Origin of the sequence: Rhizobium sp. Pop5, from assembly GCF_024721175.1 — a bacterium.
Classification (GTDB): Bacteria; Pseudomonadota; Alphaproteobacteria; order Rhizobiales; family Rhizobiaceae; genus Rhizobium.
In genome coordinates, this window is sequence record NZ_CP099399.1 from 2,935,687 (window position 1) to 2,957,112 (window position 21,426).

Genomic DNA, 21,426 nt, shown 5'->3' on the forward strand with positions numbered 1-21,426 from the left:
AAGTCATGAATCCGCGTTTATGTGGCGAGGCAGATCTGTCCAGCCCGGAGACATAGGTAACAGATCGTACCTAAGACATGGGTGACAACCTCGTGCCGAACGGGTTGTCGATGGTTTGTAAGGTCCTCTGCTCCAGGTCGATATATCCGAGATCATAGTGCATGAAGCTGACGAGCCAAATACCGTCGTCGACTTCCTTGATGCCGAGTTTCTGTCCGGCCAGCACGGTGGAGATATTGATCTTCTTGCGGTGCATGCAGATGCGGCCGCAATTGGTCACCAGTGCGTCACGGTCGTGGAACGGATAATCGATCTCCGGTAGCCCGTTATATCGGCGCGCCGATGGCGTGTAGAGATCGACCGGCACCTTCATCGCCAGGGCTTCATGCGGCCGTTCGGTATTGAATTCGCTGACGAATGCATCGAAGCGGGCCTGCTGCTGTAGGATATTTTTGCCGGGTGGACGCGTCGCCTCTTTCTTCAGCGTCAGGTGCATGCGCTCATGCCGGCCATTCTCTTGCGGATGGCCCGGCCTGATGCGCTCGAGGCCGATGCCGAGCCGCAGCCACCAGACCGACAGCTTCGACAGATTGTAGAGGCCGTTGGGACTGGCGAATGGCAGGCCGTTGTCGCTGCGGATGGCATCCGGCAGACCGCGTTCGGCAAACAATCGGCGGAACGCCTCGAACACACCCACCTCCTTTGTCGATTCGAAGGCCTCGCAGGCGAGCAGGAAGCGTGACATCTGGTCGGTGACCGTCAGCGGGTAACAGTATCGGCCGTCACCGAGCTTGAACTCGCCCTTGAAGTCGGCACACCACAGATCGTTCGGCAGCAATGCTTGCGATAGGGCCGTTCCCTCAGCCCGAAAGCGGTGTCGCCTGCGGGCATGAGCGACCAGCCCGTGCCGGTCGAGCACCGCGTGCACCGTGCTCTTGGCGGGAATGCGCACATCGCCGGCCAGGCGCTTGACCAGCAGTTCTCTGATCTTCCTGGCACCCCAATGCGGCTTGTTCTTCTTGCACGAGATGATCATCGCCTCGACCGGCTCAGGCAGTTGATTGGCGTAACGCACCGGCCGGCGAGACCGATCCGTCAGCGCCTCCAGGCCATCATCCTTGTAGCGGTTGAAGATCTTGTAACCGGTCTTGCGCGAGATGCCGAACTCCCGGCACACATCGCTCATGCCTTCGCCCTCAAGCAGCCGGGCGACAAAACGTAGACGTTCCTCCATCACCGAAGTCTCTTTCCACGGCATCAACACCTCCCGCCAAAACCGAAAAGTGTTACCCATGTCTCCGGTACAAAACGTCACCTATGTCTCAGGTCGGGCATTCCTAATCTGGATCGCCACATAACCGCGGACTGTGACACCACTAAGCGCGGACTGATCAGAACCCATCTGCACAGTCTCTGCTCCCGAGGACATGACGCCAAAGCTGGGTTTCCAGTTTGCACCAGGCCTCGCAGCGATGTCGTATTAATGCCGGTCAGCTTGCCGGATTGCGCGCGGTGACGATCCACGCCGCGCCGTCGATCATCACCGACCGCTCGCCAGTACAGCCCGCGAAGACGGCACGAACCGCAGCCGAGGCGCGGACGCGGATATCGTCGGGCTGATCAACGAGAGAACGTGCCAGCGGGCCGACCTCGAGTGTCATCTTCACCGCGTCGTCGAGCGCCGCATCCCGCGTCTCCCCCTTGCCGAATGGGATTGAGGCATCGAAGGGCGCGATAGCGACGTCGGTGAAGCCAGCCGTCGTTAGAATACGCGCCACACGTCCTTGATCGCCAAACGAGAACGGGCCGGGCGCTTCAGGACCGGGCGGCGTCATCGGCGGGATGATGCCTTTCATCGCACCCATCGGCAAACGCACCCAATCGTTCTCGGCTATGCTGCGCCAGCAGACGAAAGCGACCCGGCCGCCCGGCCGGAGCGCGCGGCGCATATGAGTGAAGGCCGCCGCGGGATCGTCAAAGAACATCACCCCGAAACGCGAGAACAGAATGTCGAACGCCCCCTTTGGAAGCTCGGCGCTGCTGGCGTCGGCCACTTGGAACATGGCCGACGAATGCTGCGGTGCTAGCGCGCGCGCTCTATCGATCAGCGGCTCGGATATGTCCACGCCTAGCACATGGCCTCCCGCGCCGACGCGACCGGCTAAGTCCAGACTAGACGCCCCCGCGCCGCAGCCGATGTCCAGTACGCGTTCACCCGCGACGGGCGCGGCGGCCTCGATCGCGGCCTGGCCAAACACCGCCATCATGGCATCGAGCCGGGCCTGGTAGGCGACCCAGCGCTCCCCGCTTTGGCCTTTCCAGTCGGCTACGTGATAAGCATCTTTCTCTGTCATGCCATGGCCCTTGTTCTGATCCGTTCTTTAACCGGGCTATCCCCGCGCCTGGTCGTTGCGACCGTGCGCGGCGATGAACATGGCGACGGCCGACCGGCAATAGGATTCGATCTCGTTGTCGTCCTCTGCTCTCGCCTCATCGAAGCGCGCGATAAGCAGTAGATCGGAGCCTTTGAAAAGCGCGGCAAACAAGCGGGCAGACTGGAGAGGATCGGGCACGTTTAGAACCGCCTTCGCGTGCAACTGGCGCAACAGGGCCTCGATTTGGGCGATGATATGGGCGGGGCCGGCTTCGTAATGGAGCTTGCTCAACGACTTTTGACTCGTGACGTCGGCCATGACCATGGCTTCGACACCGCGCACGTCTGGGCGCAACAGCGTGCGAAGCAGCGATGATCCCACCGCCATGAGCTGAACTTCGGCCGAACCGTCGACTCCTTCAAAAAGGGCCTGTGGTATCAGCTGCTGGCAGCGCGCCGAAAACGCCGCGCCAAACAGCGCTTCCTTATTCTCGAAGTGCCGATAGATGCTGAGCTTGGAGATCTTCGCTCGCTGGGCGACCTTGTCCAAGGTCGTCGCTTGGAAACCCAATTCCGCGAAAAGTTCGCCCGCGGCGTCGACAATCGTTTGGCCGAGCGCCTCATTGGCGGGCCTGCCGCGCCGTGCGCGGATGTTTTCTTCGGGCATGGCAATTAAGATCCTTGACAGTATCCTTATTCTGGATTTACGATACTACGCAGTTACAAAAATTCCAAGAGTGGATTTCATCATGTCCGCCAATTCAAGTTTCCCTTGGACGCACAGCGATCTCGAATGCGCATCACTGGACAATATTGCGCGCCAGGCTCAGCCCAACCGCCTCCATCCACAACACGGAGCCCATCACTATGGATGACGTCATCATCATCGGCGGCAGCTTTGCTGGCCTAGCCGCCGCCCTGCAGCTCGGCCGCGCCCGCCGCAAGGTCACCGTTCTCGATACCGGCCTGCCGCGCAATCGTTTCGCCCGCCATTCGCATGGTCTGCTCGGCCACGATCACAAGCCGCCGCTAGACATCCTGGCCGGGGCACGGCAGCAACTGGCGCGTTATCCCACGGTCAGACTCGTGAACGCTCGGGCCGACAGCATCTCCGGCATCATCGACAATTTCTTCGTCGTCACTGGAGAGGGCGAAAGCCTCGGCGCGCGCCGACTGATCCTGAGCTATGGCGTCGCTGACCAGATGCCTGATGTTCCAGGCTTCGCCGAAAGCTGGGGAACATCGATCGTGCCCTGCCCCTATTGTGATGGTTTTGAAGTCGCCGACCAGCATTGGGGCCTCGTCTGGTCCGGCCCGCCGTCGCACAACTATGTCAGGCTGTACCACGACTGGACCGAATCGTTGACGGTCTTCGCCGATGGTCACGACATTTCACCCGATATCCGCGCCGATCTGGCGCGCCGCAACATACCTGTCGTTGATGGCCGGATCGCCGAAATCGCCCATCACCAGGGCCATATCACCACCGTTAATCTCGAGAGCGGCCGCAATGCTGGCGTCGACATCCTGTTCGCCCATCCGCGGAACAAGCCCTCGGCAAACCTGCATGAACCACTGGGCCTCGCCACGGTCGCCACCCCCTTCGGTATGGCCCTGAGGGTGGACGAGCGCCGCGAAACCAGCACGCCGGGCGTCTACGCCGCCGGTGATCTTGCCAACCCGGCGATGGCATCGGTCACCACCGCGATATCCCAGGGCGCGACGGCGGGCATCTCGGCCCAGCAGTCGATGCTGGTTTGAGAAGACACACACGGAGTTCGAACGTCTAACCGCTCCGGAAAACTCGTTGTTTCAACATTGGCGAATTGCGGCCGCAGCCGGCGTTAGCACGGTGTTAGCGTAAGTCACCTACCATAGTGGCACTATTGGAAACCCGGTTTGTCCGTTGCAACAGGGACATGGAATGGTGACGACACCGGAAACGCCACGGCTTACGGAGATTACATGAAACCGGTTCTAACCAGCCTGATATTGTCGTCTGCCATGCTGCTATCCAGCCTGTCGGGTTTCGCCGCTTCCGGCGGATGGCAGTCGGATGGGCAAGGCACGAGATACTGGCACGTCACTCCACCGCCCGGGCAATGCAATATAAGTCAGGCGAAAAACCGGGCGCTTCGGGCCGGCATCTATCGTAGCGAGATCATACAGCAGGATGAGAATATCATCGTGCTCAGAGGTCTGGATCAATCGGGCGACCGGCGAACGATCGGTTTCGGCAACATCAGGGGATGCCCTGAGTTGGAAGGCTATGAGGAAAACCCGAACTTCTGAGGGCGTGGTTAAAGCCGACCATCGCCGTTACTGGCGCCGGCAACTGATTGCATAGCGCACCGCCGAGAAAGTTCTGATGTTAGGCATCCGCCAAAGCTGATGCTGGCGACGATCAGGCCTGTGGCAACTGACCAGGCCACCTGGCCAGTGATTCCCATGCAGTTCCACAGATATTGCCGCCCCGGGGGTCATGGCTTGCCTCCGCGATACCAGGGATGGTTCGGATCGAGCGGTGACCCAGCGCGGAGCGCGATTCGTGTGGTTCTCACTTATGCTGAGTTAGCGATACCGCGGCAGCGGAATCCTGATCGGGATTGCCGGCGCACTCTTTGGACCTCGCCTCAATGGGAGGCTGGTCACCGCTTATCGCTTCGCTCTTTCTCTCTTCGCGCCAGATAAAGAAGCTCAGTACTGGATCTGCAAGTATGAACTCCCGGTGGGGCCCGTTCTTTTGCACTTCCCGCCACGAACGAGTAAGCATGTAGCTCGCAACACTGAACGGGAACAGCGCCAACATAGCAATGCTAATGATAATCGGCAGAGGCTGGTGTATGTCTTGCCCCCGCAGTGCGAACGCCCCCAGGAGGCAAAGAAAGAAGGCAATTAGGCAGATAATGTTTATGCGTTTTGTCACGCGACCCTCTCTGCCGTATTCTTCCTCTAAGGCTAATGCGAATACCTTCGGGTGCAAGATAACGCCGAGAAGAGAACTCCGCAATGATCGCAGGATTGATCCTCTGTGTCTCGCTAACGGCCACCCACGGCGACACTGTCAAATGCGACCGGCAGAACAAACCGCTTTGCTGCATAAAATCCGCCCGTTAGCAATTTGTTGACCATAAACTGGCTTTACTAATCCCGATGGCTGCGGCGTTCCCGCCCGTCGTCGCGTGTTTGGTGTAAGACGGGATTGTTGGCGTTGAAGTATTCACTGCAAGGTTTGTCAGCCGGAGTTGCCACGCTCCTGTCGCGCGTGGAGCGCTTCGCAGCGCACACCATCATGCCGGCTCTGCTTGCGCTCCCTGCCCTCGCCGGTTCTACATCATTCGCCTCGGCGGAAGATCGCGCCTTGAAGCTGTTCTTTACCCATACCGGCGAAAGGGCGACGATCACCTACAAGCGGGATGGAAAGTTCGATCCCAAGGGCCTTGCCCAGATCAATCGGTTTCTGCGCGACTGGCGAAGGAACGAGCCCACGCGGATGGATCCCCGGCTGCTGGACCTGGTCTGGGAGGTCTATAAGAAGAGCGGCGGCAAGGACTATATCCATATCGTCTCCGCCTATCGTTCCCCTGCGACCAACAACATGCTCCGCAACCGCTCGCGCATCACGGGAGTCGCCAAGAAGAGCCAGCATATGCTGGGCAAGGCGATGGATTTCTACGTTCCCGGCGTGAAGCTTGCGACGCTACGTGCCATTGCCATGCAGATGCAGGTCGGCGGCGTCGGATATTATCCGACCTCGGGATCGCCCTTCGTGCATCTCGACGTCGGCAATGTCAGGGCCTGGCCCCGCATGTCTCGGCAGGAGCTCGCGCGGATCTTCCCGAATGGGCAGACGATGCATCTTCCGGCCGACGGCCGGCCTCTGCCGGGATACGATCAGGCGGTTGCGAACTACAGGAAGCGCGTCAGCCCCACCTCGATTGAGATCGCCAGCACCGCCGGAGAAGACGAAGGCGAGGGAGCATCGGCCACGCCAGGTGGCGACACCACAGACGGCAAGCTCGTGACGGCGCTTCTGCCGGCGCCGAAAAGCCGGGCATTGAATGCGCTCGCGCAGCAGACCGGCGCGGTCGAGCGAGATGACAAACGCTCCACTCCGGCCCTTTCATCCTTGCCGATTCCGATCCCGGCGATGCGCCCACCCACCCTTGAGCAGACCGCGGACGCGGACGACAGACTGGAGACTGCGTCGATCGCCCCGATTGCGGCACTTGCCGAGAGACCTACGCCTGCATTGCCGGCCCATGCCCGCTTCCATCCCCTCGTCGTTGCTCAGGCGACCTCCAGTCAGGGCGCCGATATGATCGCCTCCCTGCCCATGACCGCTTCCTGGGAAGAAGCAGATTTCTTCGGATCGACATCAGACGCAGCGCTGATGAAATGGGCGCTGCATACTCCCGGCGAGGCGATTGGCGTCCGAGCGCCGCGCGTTTCCCCGCGCACAGTTCATCGTGAGGCTGGTGTCGCCGCAGCGGGTGCGGCTATCATTCCGGTCGCCGCCACGGACCTGTTCGATGCCAACCGGTTTGCGTCGCCCCCGGAGGGCTGAGCTCAATCATCAGGGCTTGATGCACGATACGAAGCCGATCGCACGGCGGCCATCGGCATTTTTTAGACTATTCTAAAAAATCATCACACCATATAGGAAGCGCTTCCCTTATCTGCGCGGCAATCGGATTCGAGTCCCAGAAAGAATCACACCGATTCAACGTGTTAAAACACTATCCCTGCCTCTGAAAAAGGCGCGCAGGCCCTGGAGTTCCAGTGACCGACCGACGGTGGCGAGCGCCCGAGAGTCAGACCAAAGTCTGGTCAACCCCGGACTTCGTGCCCATATAAAACCTTCCGCCGCTGTAATAGCAATAGCACCTCCTCAAGTAACGAGGCGTAACGCTATGAGAAACGTGCTTATTTCTGGCGGGGCTGGATTCATTGGATCGCATCTATGCGACCGAATTCTACTTAGAAATGATGTACAGAAACTTGTTGTTGTTGACAATCTCTGGACTGGACTTTTCGACAATATTGCACACATCAAGGATCCCCGTTTCTACTTCGTGAAATCGGATGTCGAAACGCTGCAGACCTCCGAGAAGTTCGACGAGATCTATCATCTGGCCTCCCCCGCATCGCCGCCATGGTACATGCAGGAGCCGAAGAGAACGATTTCCGCCAATCTTCTCGGCGCGTTCCGGCTTCTGGACCTTTTGAAGAAGGGCGGCCGTTTCGGCTTCACCTCTTCCTCCGAAGTCTATGGCGATCCTTTGGTCTCGCCGCAGCCGGAATCCTATAAGGGCCAGGTGGATTGCACCGGGCCGCGCTCGTCTTATGACGAGAGCAAGCGCTGCACGGAATCGCTGCTGTTCGAGATGCAGCGCACCCAGGGGCTCAACCTCAAGGTTATCAGACCCTTCAATATCTATGGGCCCCGCACACGCGCCGACGACGGGCGCGCGGTCTCCAACTTCGTCACCCAGGCGCTGTCGGGCCGCCCGATCACCGTCTTCGGCGATGGCCTCCAGTCCCGCAGCTGGGGCTATGTCGACGATATCGTCGATGGTTTCGCCCGGTATTTCTGGATCAATGAAACCGACTACAAGGGACCTCTGAACATCGGCAACGATCGCGAGATTTCGGTTCTCGAGGTCGCGCAATATGTTTCCGGGCTCGTCGGCGGCGTGCCGATCGTCTTCAAGCCGTCGCCACCGCAGGATCCGACGAACAGGCGCCCGGACCTGACCAACGCAAATTATGTCATGCCGGAATGGTCGTGCAAGGTCAGCTACGAACAGGGCGTGGCCATGACGCTCGACTGGTTCAGGGACAAGATGAAGGCGCGCGCAGCGGGATAACCATCACGGCTTTCACGTCCGCGCCTCATCAGGCGCGGACGATCCATGCAAAGGTGCGATTGAGAAAGCGATGATGCGAGAAACGATCCCGTCTGATCTGAAGGATATAAGCTTTCCCGTCCCGATTCATTATCTCGATCTCTCCAGCCCGCTCCAGGCCGTTTCGCCCTCGATCTCCGACGGTCTCGTGGTCTTCATGTCGGAGGGCCTGCCGGTCGGGCAGACCTATATTGAGCGTCCCGAGACGGCGGTCGCACTGGCCGAACGTGTCGTGCAGCCGGACACCCTCGCGCATGCGCGCGAAATTACGCAAACCCCGCTGCGCAATCGCGACGTCAGCATTCTGATCTGCACCAAGGACCGGCCAGACCAACTGCGCCGGTGCCTGGCCTCGATCCCCGAACAATCGCTTCGCCCCATCGACATCATCGTCGTCGACAATGCCTCGGCCGGCGATGAGACACGCCGCGTCGTGGAAGAAGCGGGCGCCACCTATGTGCGTGAAGACCGGGTCGGGCTGGATTACGCCCGCAATGCCGCACTCCGCGCGGCGACAACCGAATTCGTCGCCTTTACCGACGACGACGTGGTCCTCCACGAGCGGTGGCTGGAGAACCTGATGAAGGCGTTCGATCGGCCCGACATCGCCTGCGTGACCGGATTGGTCCTTCCCGGCGAACTCGCAACACCGGCACAGTTCATCTTCGAAAAGCATTGGGGTTTCGGCAGAGGCTACATCAGGCAGGACTTCAACCAGGACTTCTATGTCAGTCATGCGCGCTACGGCGCTCCGGTCTGGACGATCGGCGCCGGCGCAAGCCAGGCCTTCCGCCGCAAGGTCTTCGACGAAATCGGCCTGTTCGATGTCCGCCTTGATATGGGAGCGGCCGGATGCTCGGGCGATTCCGAATACTGGAACCGCCTGCTTCATCACGGCCACGTCTGCCGCTATGAGCCGACGGCGGTATCCTGGCACTTTCACCGCAGGGATATGAAGGGGCTCGCCAGGCAGATCTACCAATATATGAGCGGCCATGTCGCAGCACTGCTGGTGCAGTACCAGAACACCGGAAATAACGGCAATCTCAGGCGCATCCTCATTTCCTTCCCGAAATACTATGCCCGAAGGGTCCGCAGGCGATTGCGCAAGGGCGCGACGTCGAACGATTTTTTCCTGAAGCAGGAAGTGCTCGGCAGCGTCAATGGCGCTCTCTATGTCCTGCGCCGATGGAAGATGCGCGCATGGTGACAGCTGCGACGCCCGACATCTCGTTCCTCATCCCTGCGCATAATGCGGACGACACGCTTGCCGAATGTCTTGCCAGCCTGCAGGCCCAGACGCGGTCGAACTGGCAGGCGGTCGTGGTCGATGACGGCTCGAGCGACCGCACCTGGGAGGTCCTCCAGGACATCGCAAAAGCGGATGGCCGCATTCTCGCAGCCCGTCAGGAAAATGCCGGCGCGGCCGCGGCGCGAAACCATGCCGCGCGCCTCGCGGCTGCCCCCCTGCTCTGCATGCTGGATGCCGACGACTGGCTGGATCCGAGCTTCATCGAAAGCATGCAGCCAGTGGCGGCGGATGCCTCTCCCGCCGTGATCGCCTATTGCGCCTACCGCCGCGTTGCCCCGGACGGCAGGCTGATGCGGGTCGAGCAGCCCCCCATTTTGACGGGCAATGCCGCCAAACGCGAATTCTCCTCCTTTTGCGCCCTCGCCATCCATACGGTCGTCTTTCCCAAAAGCCTTTTCGACTGGCTGAAAGGGATGGATGAGACCCTGCAGACCGGCGAGGATTGGGATCTCTGGCTGCGCATGGCCTTTTCAGGCGCCGAATTTCGCCGTGTCGACAAGTGCCTGGCTTTCTATCGCATGAAGGCGGGTTCGCTGTCCGGCGATCCGATCAAAATGGTGCGTGACGCCGTTCGCGTGACATCAAAGGCGCAGGCTCTCAAGCTACAGCAAGGTCTGTCGGCCGAAGGGCCGGAGACCGGCTGGTTCACGCCCGCCCTCAGCCATCTGCGCATGCTTGCCTGGGTCGTCTCGGCCAAGGTCGATCCGACAACGGATGTCGCGGCCCTTGCCGCGCTTCTGCCTGAAATGCCGGATGCCGCGGGTTACGAGAGTTTCCTTGTCGACGTGATCATGCACGGATTGCAGACAGGCCTCTTCAGCGATCGGTCCGACGACCTCATCGACGCACTGGATAAATGGCAGCCGACTTTCCTGTCGCTGCTCCAACTGATCCAGCAGCATTCCTCCGCCGGCACCAGCCGGAAGATCATCGAGACGACCTGTTGGCTGTTGTCGGCCGCAAATCCCTTGCGATCCTTCACGCTCGGCAATGTCCAGGTGGTCAGCGTCGAACTCGGCAGGCTTTCGAGGATACCCAAGGCCGAGCCAGCCGACACGCTCATCATGCACGCCTTTTCCAAGGGACAGCATGTCGGCTCCTTTGTCGGGCCGTTCTGGGGCGATCTGTCGATCCGGGCGCAGATCCGGCTGATCATGCATGAGATGCATGTGGAAGAGCATCTGCAAACACCGCCGGCACTCGCCTATATCAGCTCCTGGACGGTGGAGGCGCTGAAGGGATACAGGGCCTTCGGTGGTCTCATCCTGAAGAGCGGCCGGCGGCGCGGGCGTCTCGAAAAACTGCTGGTGCGCATTGGGCGCAATGCCATCCTTGCCACCGCGCCAAGCGACGGAGAGGACAACGACGCCAGGCTGTCCGGCATCCTGGGAAATCTCGAACAGAGACTGAGGCCGCAATTTCAGGAGGCCTCCAGCTCGCGGCCGAAGGAAAGAAAAGAAACTCCCGCCATTCAGTCCGAAGAAGCCTACTGGGACCATATCTTCGAACACCCGGATCCCTGGAATTACGTCTCGGTCTACGAGCAGGTCAAATATGCGCAGACCTTGAGCCTCATCCCTGACGGCATCGAGAACGTCCTGGAGCTTGCCTGCGCCGAGGGAATTTTCACCAGGAAGCTGGCGAAAAAGGTCGCCCGGGTGACGGCCACCGACATTTCCCAGCGGGCGATCGACAGGGCGGTCGAGCGGTGTCGCGATGAGAGCAACGTCGAGCTTCATGTTCTCGATTTCGTCAAAAACGACCTTCCGCCCGAACAGGATCTGATCGTCTGCTCCGAAGTCCTCTATTACATGAAGGATGAGGAAATGCTGGCGGCCGCCTGCCGGAAGATGGCGGCCGCTTTGAAGCCGAACGGCTGTCTGATCACCGCCCATGCGCATATCCGCCGGGACGAACCCGACCGAACGGGTTTTGATTGGGGCAATCCTTTCGGCGTCGGGACGATCGGACGAGTGCTTGCCGAACAAGCCGGCCTCGCCCTGGAAGAGACGATCGAGACCGAACTCTACGCCATCCACCGCTTCCGGAAAGGCCCCGCCGCCGATCCCGTCCTGCGCATCGAGAGCCATGGAACGCCATTGGAAACCGATGTCGCAAAGCACGTCATCTGGGGTCCGGCAGGCGTCGACCGCGAAGTCGCATGGAGGACGGAGGTTACGAGTTCGGTTCCCGTTCTCATGTATCACGGGATCACGGAGGAAGGACCGGCCGCGCTCCGGCGCTACCGCACCTCGCCGGAAATCTTCCGCAAGCAGATGCAGTTTCTCCGACGCAACGGTTATTACACCGTGACGGCACAGACCCTGGCAAGCCTTCTGCGCAGCGGCAAGCCGATCCAGGGCCGGCCTGTGATGCTGACCTTCGACGACGCTTACCTGGATTTCATAACTGACGCCTTCCCGATCCTTGCCGAGAACGATTTCAGCGCCGAAGTGTTCGTGGTGACCGGTAAAGTCGGCGGCCGGTCGGATTGGGATTCTGCCTATGGCGAGCCGGCGCCCCTGATGTCCTGGGTGGATATTCAGGAACTGCACAAGAGGGGGATCAGCTTCGGCTCCCATCTCGCATCCCATACGGCGGCGAGCGCGATGGACAACGAGGCTCTGCTGGTTGAGGCCGCATTGTCACGCAATGCGCTGCGAAGCCGGCTGGGCGCCGCCGTGGACTCCATCGCCCTCCCCTATGGCGCGACGGACTTCCGGGTTCCCGGCATTCTGGCGCTTGCCGGCTACGGTATCGGCTTCACGACGCGGTCTGATAAGGCCACCTTCTCCGACAATCTCTTCGCCCTGCCGCGCCTCGAAGTGCGCGGGGATCGTCCGCTTGAAGCCTTCCCTGAACTGATAGGCCTGCCGGGAGCCTTTATCGGATGACAAAGCCATGAACGCCGCAACCCGCCCCTTGGTCACCGTCGTCATACCGGCTTACAATGCCGAGAAGACGCTTGTCGAAACATTGAGAAGCGTTTCCGACCAGTCCTACGACAAGCTTGAAATCCTGGTGGTCGACGACGGATCGAAGGATCGCACCTTCGATCTTGCGCGCGATTATGGCCTGAGCGACGCCCGCGTGCGCGTTCTCAGCCAGCACAATGGCGGCGTTGCCAGGGCGCGCAATCACGGCGTCAGGGAGGCGCGCGGCCTCTACATAGCCCCTGTCGATGCCGATGATGTGTGGCATCCGAGCAAGATCGAGCGCCAGCTCGAGGCCGTGCTGAAATTCCCCGGTGGAAACGGAGTTGCCTATAACTGGTATGCGGCAATCGATGAAAACGGCATCATTTTCGGCCATTCCCGCCCGGTCATGCATCAAGGCAACATCTTCGAACCGCTGCTGCGGGAAAACTTCATCGGCAATGGCAGCACGCCTCTGATGCCGCGGGCGGAAATCCTTCGCTGCGGCGGCTACGACGCCGGCCTGCGCGACAGCGGCGCAGAGGGTTGCGAGGATCTGAAACTTTATCTGGCGCTCGCCGAGACACTGCCCTTCGCCTTGATCCCCGATTTCCTCACCGGCTACCGGTTCACCAGGGGAAACATGTCCAGCAATGCCTATCGGATGCTGAAATCCTACGCCCTGGTGATGGCGCCGATCGCCGACCGCTACCCGCATCTCGCGCGCGATATAGAGGCATCGCAGTTCAACACGGCGTGTTGGTATTTCAAGAAGGCATTTCACGACGGCGACTATCCCCAGCTGAAAAAGCTGGCGCCGATGATGGCGAGAAAATATCCCTCGCGGCTCATCGTCCATGGCCTGCGGCAGAGCTGGCGCCAAGTGAAACGCCAGGGCATCCGGATCGCAAGGCGTGTCCTCGGCAAGCCTCCGGCCCGGCCCAAGATCCGCTTTGCTGCGGCCATTCCGCAAGCCGGAACGGCTTTCAGCGATCGCTTCGGAAGCCTGCCCGTCAGGGAAGCGGCCGGCCCGATCTCTTCGCGGGTGGCCGAGAATGAATAGGTTTCAAAAACCCTCTTCCGCCAAGCCGGCTGCCTACAACTTGATCGTGGGCGCGCGGTTCCGCGAGCTTCGGCAGCTCGTGCCGGCGCTGCGCTTCAAGATGTCGGTGATGATCGTCATGGGCATTCTCACCGGCCTCTCCGAAATGGTCGGCATCACCCTCCTGGTCAGCCTGGTCTTTCTTCTCGGGCAACAAGGCCCGGTTTCCGGCTCGGCCATCGCATGGCTTCCGGCATTTTTCGGCGGCGTGGACCTCAGTCTTTCCAAGCCCGTCCTGATCGGCATTCTCATCGGCTCCATCCTCTTCCGGATTTTTCTCGGATGCGCCAATTCGCTGATTGCGAGCACGGTCAACCATCGCATCAGCGATCGCATACGCGATCGCCTCTATGCCAAGGTCCTGACCATCCCCTTCCAGCGTTTTCAGGACTATGAGCGCAGCGACCTGATCAACGTCATCGCAACCGAGTCCTACGCCGTGTCCTCCGCGCATGCGAGCCTGGTGCGTCTGGGCGTCAACCTCGGAACGATCGTCATCTTCGGCATCGGCATGCTGGTGATGGCCTGGCCGATCGCCTTGCTCGGCCTTGCCTTCGGCTTCATCCATAATTTCGCTCTGGGGTTCTTTGCCGGCGCCTATCGGCGTCTCGGGGTCTCGGCGCTGGCTGCCGTGGAAGCGCTGACGCAGCTGAGCTGGACGACCCTACAGACGTTGAAGGCCGTCAAAAGCTTCGGCCTCGAGACACGCCACCAGCAACTTTTCGAGACGCTCTCCCGGGACGTCGGCCAGACCTGGCGCCGGTCGGACCGGATGGGGGCGGCAACCTCGCTTCTGAGCGAAACGCTGACCTTCGCGGTCATCCTGACGATCATTCTGTCCTCGGAATTCCTGCCGGTCGATTTCAAGGCGGCGCTCTCGGCCACGATCCTTCTCTACAGGCTTCAGCCGCATATCAAGGAATTCGACTCCCAGATCCTGCGCCTTTACGAAATGGAGGCGTCGCTGCAGAACGTCCTGGCGCTGCTTTCGGAAAAGGACGACATCAAACAGGCATCTCGAGGCGAGCCGATTTCCCGCCTGGCGGAAGCGATCGTCTTCCACAATGTTTCGTTTGCCTACGAGCGCACGAACGCGCCGGCTGTCCGTAACCTCAGCTTCTCGATCCGGGCGGGCGAGACGACGGCTCTGACGGGACCGAGCGGGTCCGGCAAGACGACAATTCTCAACATGATCCTCGATCTCAACCCGCCGACCCAGGGCATGATTGCGGTCGACGGCAGGGATCTCGCAACCATCGACCGCTCCAGCTGGCTGAAACTGCTCTCGGTGTCCGGCCAGGACGTGGAGCTGATGGAAGGAACCGTTCTCGACAACATCCGCTTTCGCCGCGACATCCCGGATGAGGATATCCGCTGGGCCGCCGATGTCGCCTGCGCCACGGAGTTCATCGAAGATCTGCCCTACGGCTTCGATGAGTGGCTGGGCGACGAGGCGATCCGGCTGTCAGGCGGGCAAAGGCAGCGCATAGGCCTGGCGCGCGCCCTCGCAAGCCGGCCGCAAATCCTGATTCTGGACGAAGCGACGAGCGCACTCGACGAAGAGACCGAGATGCGGGTGTTTTCAGCCATCAAACAAGATGCCGGCAGAACGCTGATCGTCGTCAGCCACCGCCCTGCTGTCGCCAGATTGATGAAAAACCAGATCGACCTTCGCCCGCCCGCGGCCATAGCCAAGCTGAGGTGACGACAATGAAGAAGTCAGCCTTATCCGATATATCGGTGGCCGTGATCATCCCGGCCTATAATGCCGGCCGCTATCTCGCCCAGACGCTCCAGTCCGTCATCGATCAGACCCACAAGGCACTGGAGATCGTCGTCGTCGACGACGGCTCGACAGATGCCACCGCCGCCATATGTCGCGGTTTCGCCGCCGGCGATCCGAGGATCCGCGTACTATCGACGGAAAACCAAGGTGTGGCTGCGGCGCGCAACATGGGAATCGAGGCAACGACGTCAGGCTACATTGCTTTCCTGGATGCCGACGACCTATGGCATCCGACCTATGTCGCGCGAATGCTTGCCGCTCTCCATCCCCTGCCCCGCCCCTGGGGCGCGGTCTATGCGCTTCACCGATTCATCGATTCCGAGGGCCAGTGCCTGAGATCCGGTTCGTCCGTGAACGCGCGGGGCTCCATTCTCGCCCGCCATCTCGTCTTCCGCTTCGTCGGCAATGGCAGCGGCTTCATGATCCGCCGTGCCGTCGTCGACAAGATCGGTGGCTACGATCCGAGCTATGCCCGACAGGGGATCGGAGGATGCGAGGATTTTGATTTCGAACTCCGTACCGCCGAGCATTTCAAGATCGAGACGGTGCCGTTCGGCCTGGTGGGATATCGTGTTCATTCGGCGGCGATGTCCTCGGATAAATCACGCATGGCGCGATCACTTGTCGCCGTGAGCGAACAATGTATTGCCCGCAACCCGAAATTTCCGGCCTTCGTCGTCAGTTGCGCCCGCGCCTCGACGCACCTCTACGCATTTTCGAGATTCGCCGCGTTGAAGGATTGGCCGAGCGCCGCGAGTTCGCTGAAGTACATTTATCGTCACAGCCCGATGCTCGCTCTCAGCGTCGTCGCCAAGCTGATCTTTTCGAAGGCCCGTAGAGCCTTGTCAAAAACCTTGCCACCCGGAGAGCCTGGGGAAAACGATCTCCAGAAGTTCGAGGAAATCGACGCCATGCTGCCGCTGGTCGGCGGCTGGTCGCAATTCAGAAGCAGGGCGTTGCTCCGGCGCCTGTCGGAGATAGATCATTCCGGCGAATGCGCTGATGTGACGTCGCCACGACAGGGGTTAAATGCCCGTCGGCCGAAACATCCGTCATCGGCGCACATGTAAACGGCCGTTGAGCCTATTCGCTCTGCCGCAAATTGCGGATCCGATCGAACAACACCGCCAGCACGATCGCCCCGCCGATAAACGTTCCCTGCCAGAAAGCGTTGATGCCGAGCAAGCCGAGGCTGTTGCGGATCACTTCGATGAGGGCCGCTCCGACCAGCGCGCCGAAGGCGGTGCCGACGCCGCCGGCGAGGTTGGCGCCGCCGATGACGGCTGCGGCTATGACCTGGAGTTCCATGCCGGCGCCGATATTGGTGGTGACGGCGCCGAGCCAACCGGTTTGGACGATGCCGGCAATGCCCGCAGACAGCGCCGAGACCATATAGACGGCGACCTTGATGCGGCGCACGGGAACGCCGGTCAGCGTCGCCGCGTGCTCATTGCCGCCGATCGCGAAGACATAGCGGCCGAACCGCGTCCAGCGCAGCACGAAGCCTGTGAGAAGCGCCAGGATGACCATGTAGAGAACCGGGTTGGCAATGCCGAAAAGCCAGGCGCCGCCGCCGAGCGCCAGAAGCTTGTCATGGTCGGGGCCGAACTGGAAGACGACGGTGTTGTTCGAGGCGACCATCGCCAGGCTGCGCGCCACCGACAGCATGCCGAGCGTCACCACGAAAGGAGGAAAATCGAGATAGGCGATCAACATGCCGTTGAAGGCCCCGACCAGAAGCGCCGTGCCGACCGCGGCTGCGATACCGACCTCGATGCTGTAGCCGGCGTTCATGGTAATGGCGAGCACCATGCTGCAGAGGCAGAGCACCGAGCCCACCGACAAATCGATGCCGCCGGTGATGATGACAAGCGTCATGCCGAGCGCAATGATCGCAACGAAGGTGACGTTGCGGGTGATATTGTAGAGGTTCTTCGCTGTCGCAAAGGAGTCTGTGGCAAAGGACAGGAAGAGGCAGGCAAGGACAACGGCAATCAGGACCCAGAAGGTCTGGCTGCCGACAAACTCCGAAAGCCGGCTTCGCTGCTTCTGCGCAATTGTCTGGTCCAGGGTAATCGCCATCTTCGACCTTCACTTCTCCCGAGTGGGTATTTTTCCGACAGGACTTTTCGCCAGGCGGGCAGGCAGCGCCGATCAAACCTGCTCGATGGCGCCTGTTATAAGACCCGTGACTTCCTCCGGCGAACTCGCCGCGATCGCCTTGTCGGCAACTTTTCGGCCCCGCCGCATGACGATCACGCGGTCGGCGACGGTGAAAACGTCGGGCATGCGGTGGCTGATCAGGACGACCGCAATGCCCCGGTCGCGCAGCTCGCGGATCAGATTGAGCACCTCCGCCACCTGGCGGACCGAAATGGCCGCAGTCGGCTCGTCCATCAGCACGATCTTCGCCTCCGACAGCATGGTGCGACCGATCGCCACCGCCTGCCGCTGACCGCCAGACATCTGCTTGACGAGGTCGCGCGGGCGCGTTTCCGATTTCAGTTCCTTGAAGATTTCGCCGGCGCGCCTGTACATCGTCTTGTAGTCAAGGACCTTCAAAGGGCCGATGCCGCGGCGGAGTTCCCGCCCGAGGAAGACGTTTGCCGCCGCCGTCAGATTGTTGCAGAGCGCCAGATCCTGATGAACGATCTCGATGCCGTGCTGACGCGCCTCGACCGGGCGGTGCATCACGATCTCCTTGCCTTCGAGGCGCATCGTGCCTTCACTCGGCCGGAAGTTTCCGGCGATCATCTTGACCAGCGTGCTCTTTCCCGCGCCGTTATCGCCCATCAGGCCGACGACCTGGCCGGCTTCGAGCGAAAACGACACATCGTTCACCGCCTGGATGGCGCCGAAGTGCTTTGAAATATTGGTGAGTTCGAGAACCGCTACCAGCCGACCACCCTCCCCGGAACCTGCAGGCTTGCCGTCGCGCCAGCTGCCGATACCCGGCTGCCAGTCAGACGCCTGCGATCTCGCTTGGCCGATCTCCTCCCGGAAAAGCGATTATGTTCATTAATGCAAAAGCGCCAGGAATCGTCAATCAATAGTCCGCTAAAACGGCCCCTCACCACAAAAATCTATTTTGTACGATAAATACAGATTGACGCCGGAAACGCGTGGATATTAGCTATTACTGGGGGAGAGACGTATGCTGATCCTTGTCACCGGAGCTACGGGCAAGGTCGGGCGGCGCTTCATTGCTGGGCTGCTTGACGAGCCGCGATATTCCAAAGCACGCATTCGCGCGCTTTGCCATAATCGTGTGCTCGAGGAGACCGACCGCCTCAGTGTCGTGAAGGGCTCGATCGCCGACAGCGATGTCGTGGCGGCGGCGATGGACGGCGTCACCCATGTCGTGCACCTCGCCACCTGCAAGGAAATCCCGGCCGATGTGATGGATATCACCGTCAAAGGCCTGTTCTGGCTGCTCGAGGCGTTTCGCGCCAGCCCCACGGCCAGGCAGTTCATCCTGATCGGCGGCGATGCCGGCATCGGCCATTTCTTCTATCGCCATGACGGACCGGTGACCGAGCATACGCCGCATCGCGCCTATCCCGGCTGCTATGCGCTCTCCAAGGTGCTGGAAGAGGTGATGCTCGAGCAGTTCGCCATCCAGTACGGCATCAACACCTGCTGCCTGCGGGCGCCCTGGATCATGGAGAAGGACGATTTCAGGTTCACGCTGTCCTTTGGCGACGATGTCTTCGGCGGGCCGGACTGGAAGACGCTGGTGCCGGCGGCTGATGCCGAGCGTTACGTCGGGGATGGCACGGTGCCGCTGCTGCGCGATGCCGACGGGCGGCCGCTGAAGCGTAATTTCGTGCATGTCGACGACCTCGTCGCGGCGATCCTCGCGGCAATCGACAATCCGCGCGCCAAGGGCGAGCTTTTCAACATCTCGATGGATCGGCCCGTCGATTATGGCGAGGTCGCAACCTACCTCGCCCGCACGCGCGGGCTCGGCTCGGTCGACATTGCAAGCCAGTTCCACTCGAACTGGATGGACAACAGCAAGGCCAGATATCTGCTGGACTGGAAGCCGGTCTACGATCTGGAAAAGCTGATCAATTCGGCTTGGGACTACCAGCGTTCGAAGGAGGAGCCTCGGATCGTCTGGTATCCAGGTTGATGTCGCGGCGGGTGCAGAGGCACCCGTCTTTTTCAATGGGAGGAAGCTATGAGGAAGGCATTATTGCTTACAGCTGCGGTCCTGGCGCTGACGGCCGGTCAGGCCCTGGCCGCCAAGAAGCAGCTGGTCATCGTCGTCAAAGGCCTCGACAACCCGTTCTTCGAGGCAATCAACCAGGGCTGCCAGAAGTGGAACAAGGAAAACGCATCCGCCGAATATGAATGCTTCTACACCGGCCCAGCTTCGACATCAGATGAAGCCGGCGAGGCGCAGATCGTCCAGGATATGTTGGGCAAGGCAGATACCGCCGCCATCGCCATCTCGCCGTCGAACGCCAAGCTGATCGCGCAGACGCTCAAGACGGCCAATCCGAGCGTTCCCGTCATGACGCTCGATGCCGATCTCGCGGCCGATGATGCCAAGCTGCGCAAGACCTATCTCGGCACGGACAACTACCTGATGGGCGCACGCATCGGCGAATACATCAAGAAGGCCAAGCCGAAGGGCGGCACGATCTGCACCATCGAAGGCAATCCGGGCGCCGACAACATCCTGCGCCGTGCGCAGGGCATGCGCGACACGCTGAGCGGCAAGAAGGGGCTTACCGCATTGAAGGGCGAAGGCGGCTGGACTGAGGTCGCCGGTTGCCCCGTCTTCACCAATGACGACGGCGCCAAGGGCGTTCAGGCGATGACCGATATCCTCGCCGCCAATCCCAAACTCGATGCCTTCGGCATCATGGGCGGCTGGCCGCTGTTCGGTGCTCCCCAACCCTATCGCGATCTGTTCAAACCGATGGCAGACAAGATCGGCAAGAACGAATTCGTCATCGGCGCCGCCGACACGATCGGCGACGAAGTGGCGATCGCCAAGGAGGGTCTCGTCACCGCCCTCGTCGGCCAGCGGCCGTTCGAAATGGGCTACAAGGCTCCAACCGTGATGATGGACCTGATCGCCGGAAAGAAGGTCGATGATCCGGTCTTCACCGGCCTCGACGAGTGCACCAAAGATACCGTCGATACTTGCATCCAGAAATAAGGCGCCGTTCGGAGCGCTCACGCGAGCGGGCGCTCCGATGTCCTCAGCGAAAATATCCAATTCGAGAAGGCACGCATCGCCGCGTGACAAGCCGCGGCATCTGTGTGCGACAACATCCATTTCCCTCGGCAGCCGAAAATCTGGCCGGCTTGGAATTCCGCTGTATCCACTCAGCCAAAATGAATATTTTCCAGAATTTGGAAGATCCGGCGACCCGCGTATCATGAATATCCCAAATGCGACACTCGTCAAAATAACCGTTTATACAGAAAAATCAGAAGTTATGCACAACAAATAACGATTATCCCAATAATGTTCTGAGACAAATAATATTTTTACTGTATTCATACCTACGCACTGTGCAAGCATTCCCATTGGAGGACCCGTCACCACCCCGGCGGGTCCTCCAAACTGCTTGAAGACGGCTTCCTGCAAATCCCGGCATAACAACCTCGGCCGAAGACTTTGCTCGGATCGAGATCATGTGCTCCCGCTCTGCGTGATAGGAGCCATCGCCAGCCAAGGTACAGAAGGAAGAGAACGCGCTTCCAACGCAATATTTCAACTGCGCGATAAAATTATCAGAGAGTCTAATACAAAAAGCGAGGTTGTGACCTAAGTCACCGTCATAACTTCTATATTATTGTGAGATAGAAAGCAGCAAATATACCTGAAATTTATCTCATCAATACATCTATAGATCAGCACTCCATCAAAATAATGCCGACTTATAATTGAGATTTAAATGCAACCTCCGTAAGAAATCTTTAATTTTACCTTTTGATAAAATTTTGTTCAATTTGCATATTTTTTACCCATATTCGTCGTCGCTTCCGTTGCCGGAAGGAGCCGCCT

Annotated in this window: 16 protein-coding genes; 11 read left to right on the top strand and 5 right to left on the bottom strand. The window is 60.2% G+C overall.

Annotated features, from left to right (window positions below; genetic code table 11):
• Positions 1 to 70: 70 nt before the first annotated feature.
• The 3 genes from NE852_RS16790 to NE852_RS16800 form a co-directional block, all read right to left on the bottom strand.
• Positions 71 to 1,258: a helix-turn-helix domain-containing protein gene (locus NE852_RS16790; protein ID WP_037175932.1), complete on the bottom strand. Its 1,188-nt coding sequence runs from the start codon at positions 1,256 to 1,258 to the stop codon at positions 71 to 73.
• A gap of 232 nt (positions 1,259 to 1,490) precedes the next feature.
• Positions 1,491 to 2,354, bottom strand: a complete 864-nt coding sequence (locus NE852_RS16795) for a class I SAM-dependent methyltransferase (protein WP_008535815.1) — start codon at positions 2,352 to 2,354, stop codon at positions 1,491 to 1,493.
• Positions 2,355 to 2,390: 36 nt separating this feature from the next.
• Entirely contained in the window at positions 2,391 to 3,041 is a 651-nt protein-coding gene (locus NE852_RS16800) for a TetR/AcrR family transcriptional regulator (protein WP_008535816.1), read from the bottom strand.
• A gap of 200 nt (positions 3,042 to 3,241) precedes the next feature.
• Here NE852_RS16800 and NE852_RS16805 point away from each other — a divergent pair, with 200 nt between their 5' ends.
• The 9 genes from NE852_RS16805 (at position 3,242) to NE852_RS16845 (ending at position 16,468) form a co-directional block, all read left to right on the top strand.
• Entirely contained in the window at positions 3,242 to 4,135 is an 894-nt protein-coding gene (locus tag NE852_RS16805) for an NAD(P)/FAD-dependent oxidoreductase (RefSeq protein WP_008535817.1), read from the top strand.
• Positions 4,136 to 4,339: 204 nt separating this feature from the next.
• The gene (locus NE852_RS16810) at positions 4,340 to 4,666 is read left to right on the top strand and encodes a hypothetical protein (protein WP_008535818.1); all 327 of its coding nucleotides are present in this window, start codon (positions 4,340 to 4,342) and stop codon (positions 4,664 to 4,666) included.
• A gap of 910 nt (positions 4,667 to 5,576) precedes the next feature.
• Positions 5,577 to 6,941 carry a DUF882 domain-containing protein gene (locus tag NE852_RS16815; RefSeq protein WP_128623684.1) on the top strand — a complete coding sequence of 455 codons (1,365 nt, stop codon included), beginning with the start codon at positions 5,577 to 5,579 and terminating at the stop codon, positions 6,939 to 6,941.
• 346 nt (positions 6,942 to 7,287) lie between these two features.
• Entirely contained in the window at positions 7,288 to 8,244 is a 957-nt protein-coding gene (locus NE852_RS16820; RefSeq protein ID WP_008535821.1) for an NAD-dependent epimerase/dehydratase family protein, read from the top strand.
• Between the two features lie 70 nt (positions 8,245 to 8,314).
• Complete coding sequence (locus tag NE852_RS16825; protein ID WP_008535823.1) at positions 8,315 to 9,493, top strand: glycosyltransferase family 2 protein; 1,179 nt, start codon at positions 8,315 to 8,317, stop codon at positions 9,491 to 9,493.
• Positions 9,487 to 12,489, top strand: coding sequence for a glycosyltransferase (locus NE852_RS16830; RefSeq protein WP_258155860.1), 3,003 nt, complete (start codon positions 9,487 to 9,489; stop codon positions 12,487 to 12,489). The genes NE852_RS16825 and NE852_RS16830 overlap by 7 nt, the downstream gene beginning before the upstream one ends.
• A gap of 7 nt (positions 12,490 to 12,496) precedes the next feature.
• Positions 12,497 to 13,573: a glycosyltransferase family 2 protein gene (locus NE852_RS16835; protein ID WP_008535832.1), complete on the top strand. Its 1,077-nt coding sequence runs from the start codon at positions 12,497 to 12,499 to the stop codon at positions 13,571 to 13,573.
• The gene (locus NE852_RS16840) at positions 13,566 to 15,317 is read left to right on the top strand and encodes an ABC transporter ATP-binding protein (protein ID WP_258155861.1); all 1,752 of its coding nucleotides are present in this window, start codon (positions 13,566 to 13,568) and stop codon (positions 15,315 to 15,317) included. The genes NE852_RS16835 and NE852_RS16840 overlap by 8 nt, the downstream gene beginning before the upstream one ends.
• A 5-nt stretch (positions 15,318 to 15,322) precedes the next feature.
• Complete coding sequence (locus NE852_RS16845; RefSeq protein WP_374991988.1) at positions 15,323 to 16,468, top strand: glycosyltransferase family 2 protein; 1,146 nt, start codon at positions 15,323 to 15,325, stop codon at positions 16,466 to 16,468.
• A 13-nt stretch (positions 16,469 to 16,481) separates the two neighbouring features.
• Here the strand turns inward: NE852_RS16845 and NE852_RS16850 are convergent, their stop codons facing one another.
• Both NE852_RS16850 and NE852_RS16855 read right to left on the bottom strand, forming a co-directional pair.
• A complete protein-coding gene (locus tag NE852_RS16850) occupies positions 16,482 to 17,480 on the bottom strand; it encodes an ABC transporter permease (protein ID WP_008535843.1) in 999 nt (332 codons plus the stop codon).
• 72 nt (positions 17,481 to 17,552) lie between these two features.
• Positions 17,553 to 18,230: an ATP-binding cassette domain-containing protein gene (locus NE852_RS16855; RefSeq protein ID WP_245270861.1), complete on the bottom strand. Its 678-nt coding sequence runs from the start codon at positions 18,228 to 18,230 to the stop codon at positions 17,553 to 17,555.
• 322 nt (positions 18,231 to 18,552) lie between these two features.
• Between NE852_RS16855 and NE852_RS16860 the strand changes: the two genes are divergently transcribed.
• Positions 18,553 to 19,533 carry an NAD(P)-dependent oxidoreductase gene (locus tag NE852_RS16860; RefSeq protein ID WP_008535847.1) on the top strand — a complete coding sequence of 327 codons (981 nt, stop codon included), beginning with the start codon at positions 18,553 to 18,555 and terminating at the stop codon, positions 19,531 to 19,533.
• 48 nt (positions 19,534 to 19,581) lie between these two features.
• The gene (locus NE852_RS16865) at positions 19,582 to 20,571 is read left to right on the top strand and encodes a substrate-binding domain-containing protein (protein ID WP_008535850.1); all 990 of its coding nucleotides are present in this window, start codon (positions 19,582 to 19,584) and stop codon (positions 20,569 to 20,571) included.
• Positions 20,572 to 21,426: the final 855 nt, after the last annotated feature.

Excerpts from the sequence above, each read along its gene's own strand:
- NE852_RS16790 (WP_037175932.1), bottom strand. The coding sequence starts at position 1,258 with ATGCCGTGGAAAGAGACTTCGGTGATGGAGGAACGTCTACGTTTTGTC.
- NE852_RS16795 (WP_008535815.1), bottom strand. The coding sequence starts at position 2,354 with ATGACAGAGAAAGATGCTTATCACGTAGCCGACTGGAAAGGCCAAAGC.
- NE852_RS16800 (WP_008535816.1), bottom strand. The coding sequence starts at position 3,041 with ATGCCCGAAGAAAACATCCGCGCACGGCGCGGCAGGCCCGCCAATGAG.
- NE852_RS16805 (WP_008535817.1), top strand. The coding sequence starts at position 3,242 with ATGGATGACGTCATCATCATCGGCGGCAGCTTTGCTGGCCTAGCCGCC.
- NE852_RS16810 (WP_008535818.1), top strand. The coding sequence starts at position 4,340 with ATGAAACCGGTTCTAACCAGCCTGATATTGTCGTCTGCCATGCTGCTA.
- NE852_RS16820 (WP_008535821.1), top strand. The coding sequence starts at position 7,288 with ATGAGAAACGTGCTTATTTCTGGCGGGGCTGGATTCATTGGATCGCAT.
- NE852_RS16825 (WP_008535823.1), top strand. The coding sequence starts at position 8,315 with ATGATGCGAGAAACGATCCCGTCTGATCTGAAGGATATAAGCTTTCCC.
- NE852_RS16830 (WP_258155860.1), top strand. The coding sequence starts at position 9,487 with ATGGTGACAGCTGCGACGCCCGACATCTCGTTCCTCATCCCTGCGCAT.
- NE852_RS16835 (WP_008535832.1), top strand. The coding sequence starts at position 12,497 with ATGAACGCCGCAACCCGCCCCTTGGTCACCGTCGTCATACCGGCTTAC.
- NE852_RS16840 (WP_258155861.1), top strand. The coding sequence starts at position 13,566 with ATGAATAGGTTTCAAAAACCCTCTTCCGCCAAGCCGGCTGCCTACAAC.
- NE852_RS16845 (WP_374991988.1), top strand. The coding sequence starts at position 15,323 with ATGAAGAAGTCAGCCTTATCCGATATATCGGTGGCCGTGATCATCCCG.
- NE852_RS16850 (WP_008535843.1), bottom strand. The coding sequence starts at position 17,480 with ATGGCGATTACCCTGGACCAGACAATTGCGCAGAAGCAGCGAAGCCGG.
- NE852_RS16860 (WP_008535847.1), top strand. The coding sequence starts at position 18,553 with ATGCTGATCCTTGTCACCGGAGCTACGGGCAAGGTCGGGCGGCGCTTC.
- NE852_RS16865 (WP_008535850.1), top strand. The coding sequence starts at position 19,582 with ATGAGGAAGGCATTATTGCTTACAGCTGCGGTCCTGGCGCTGACGGCC.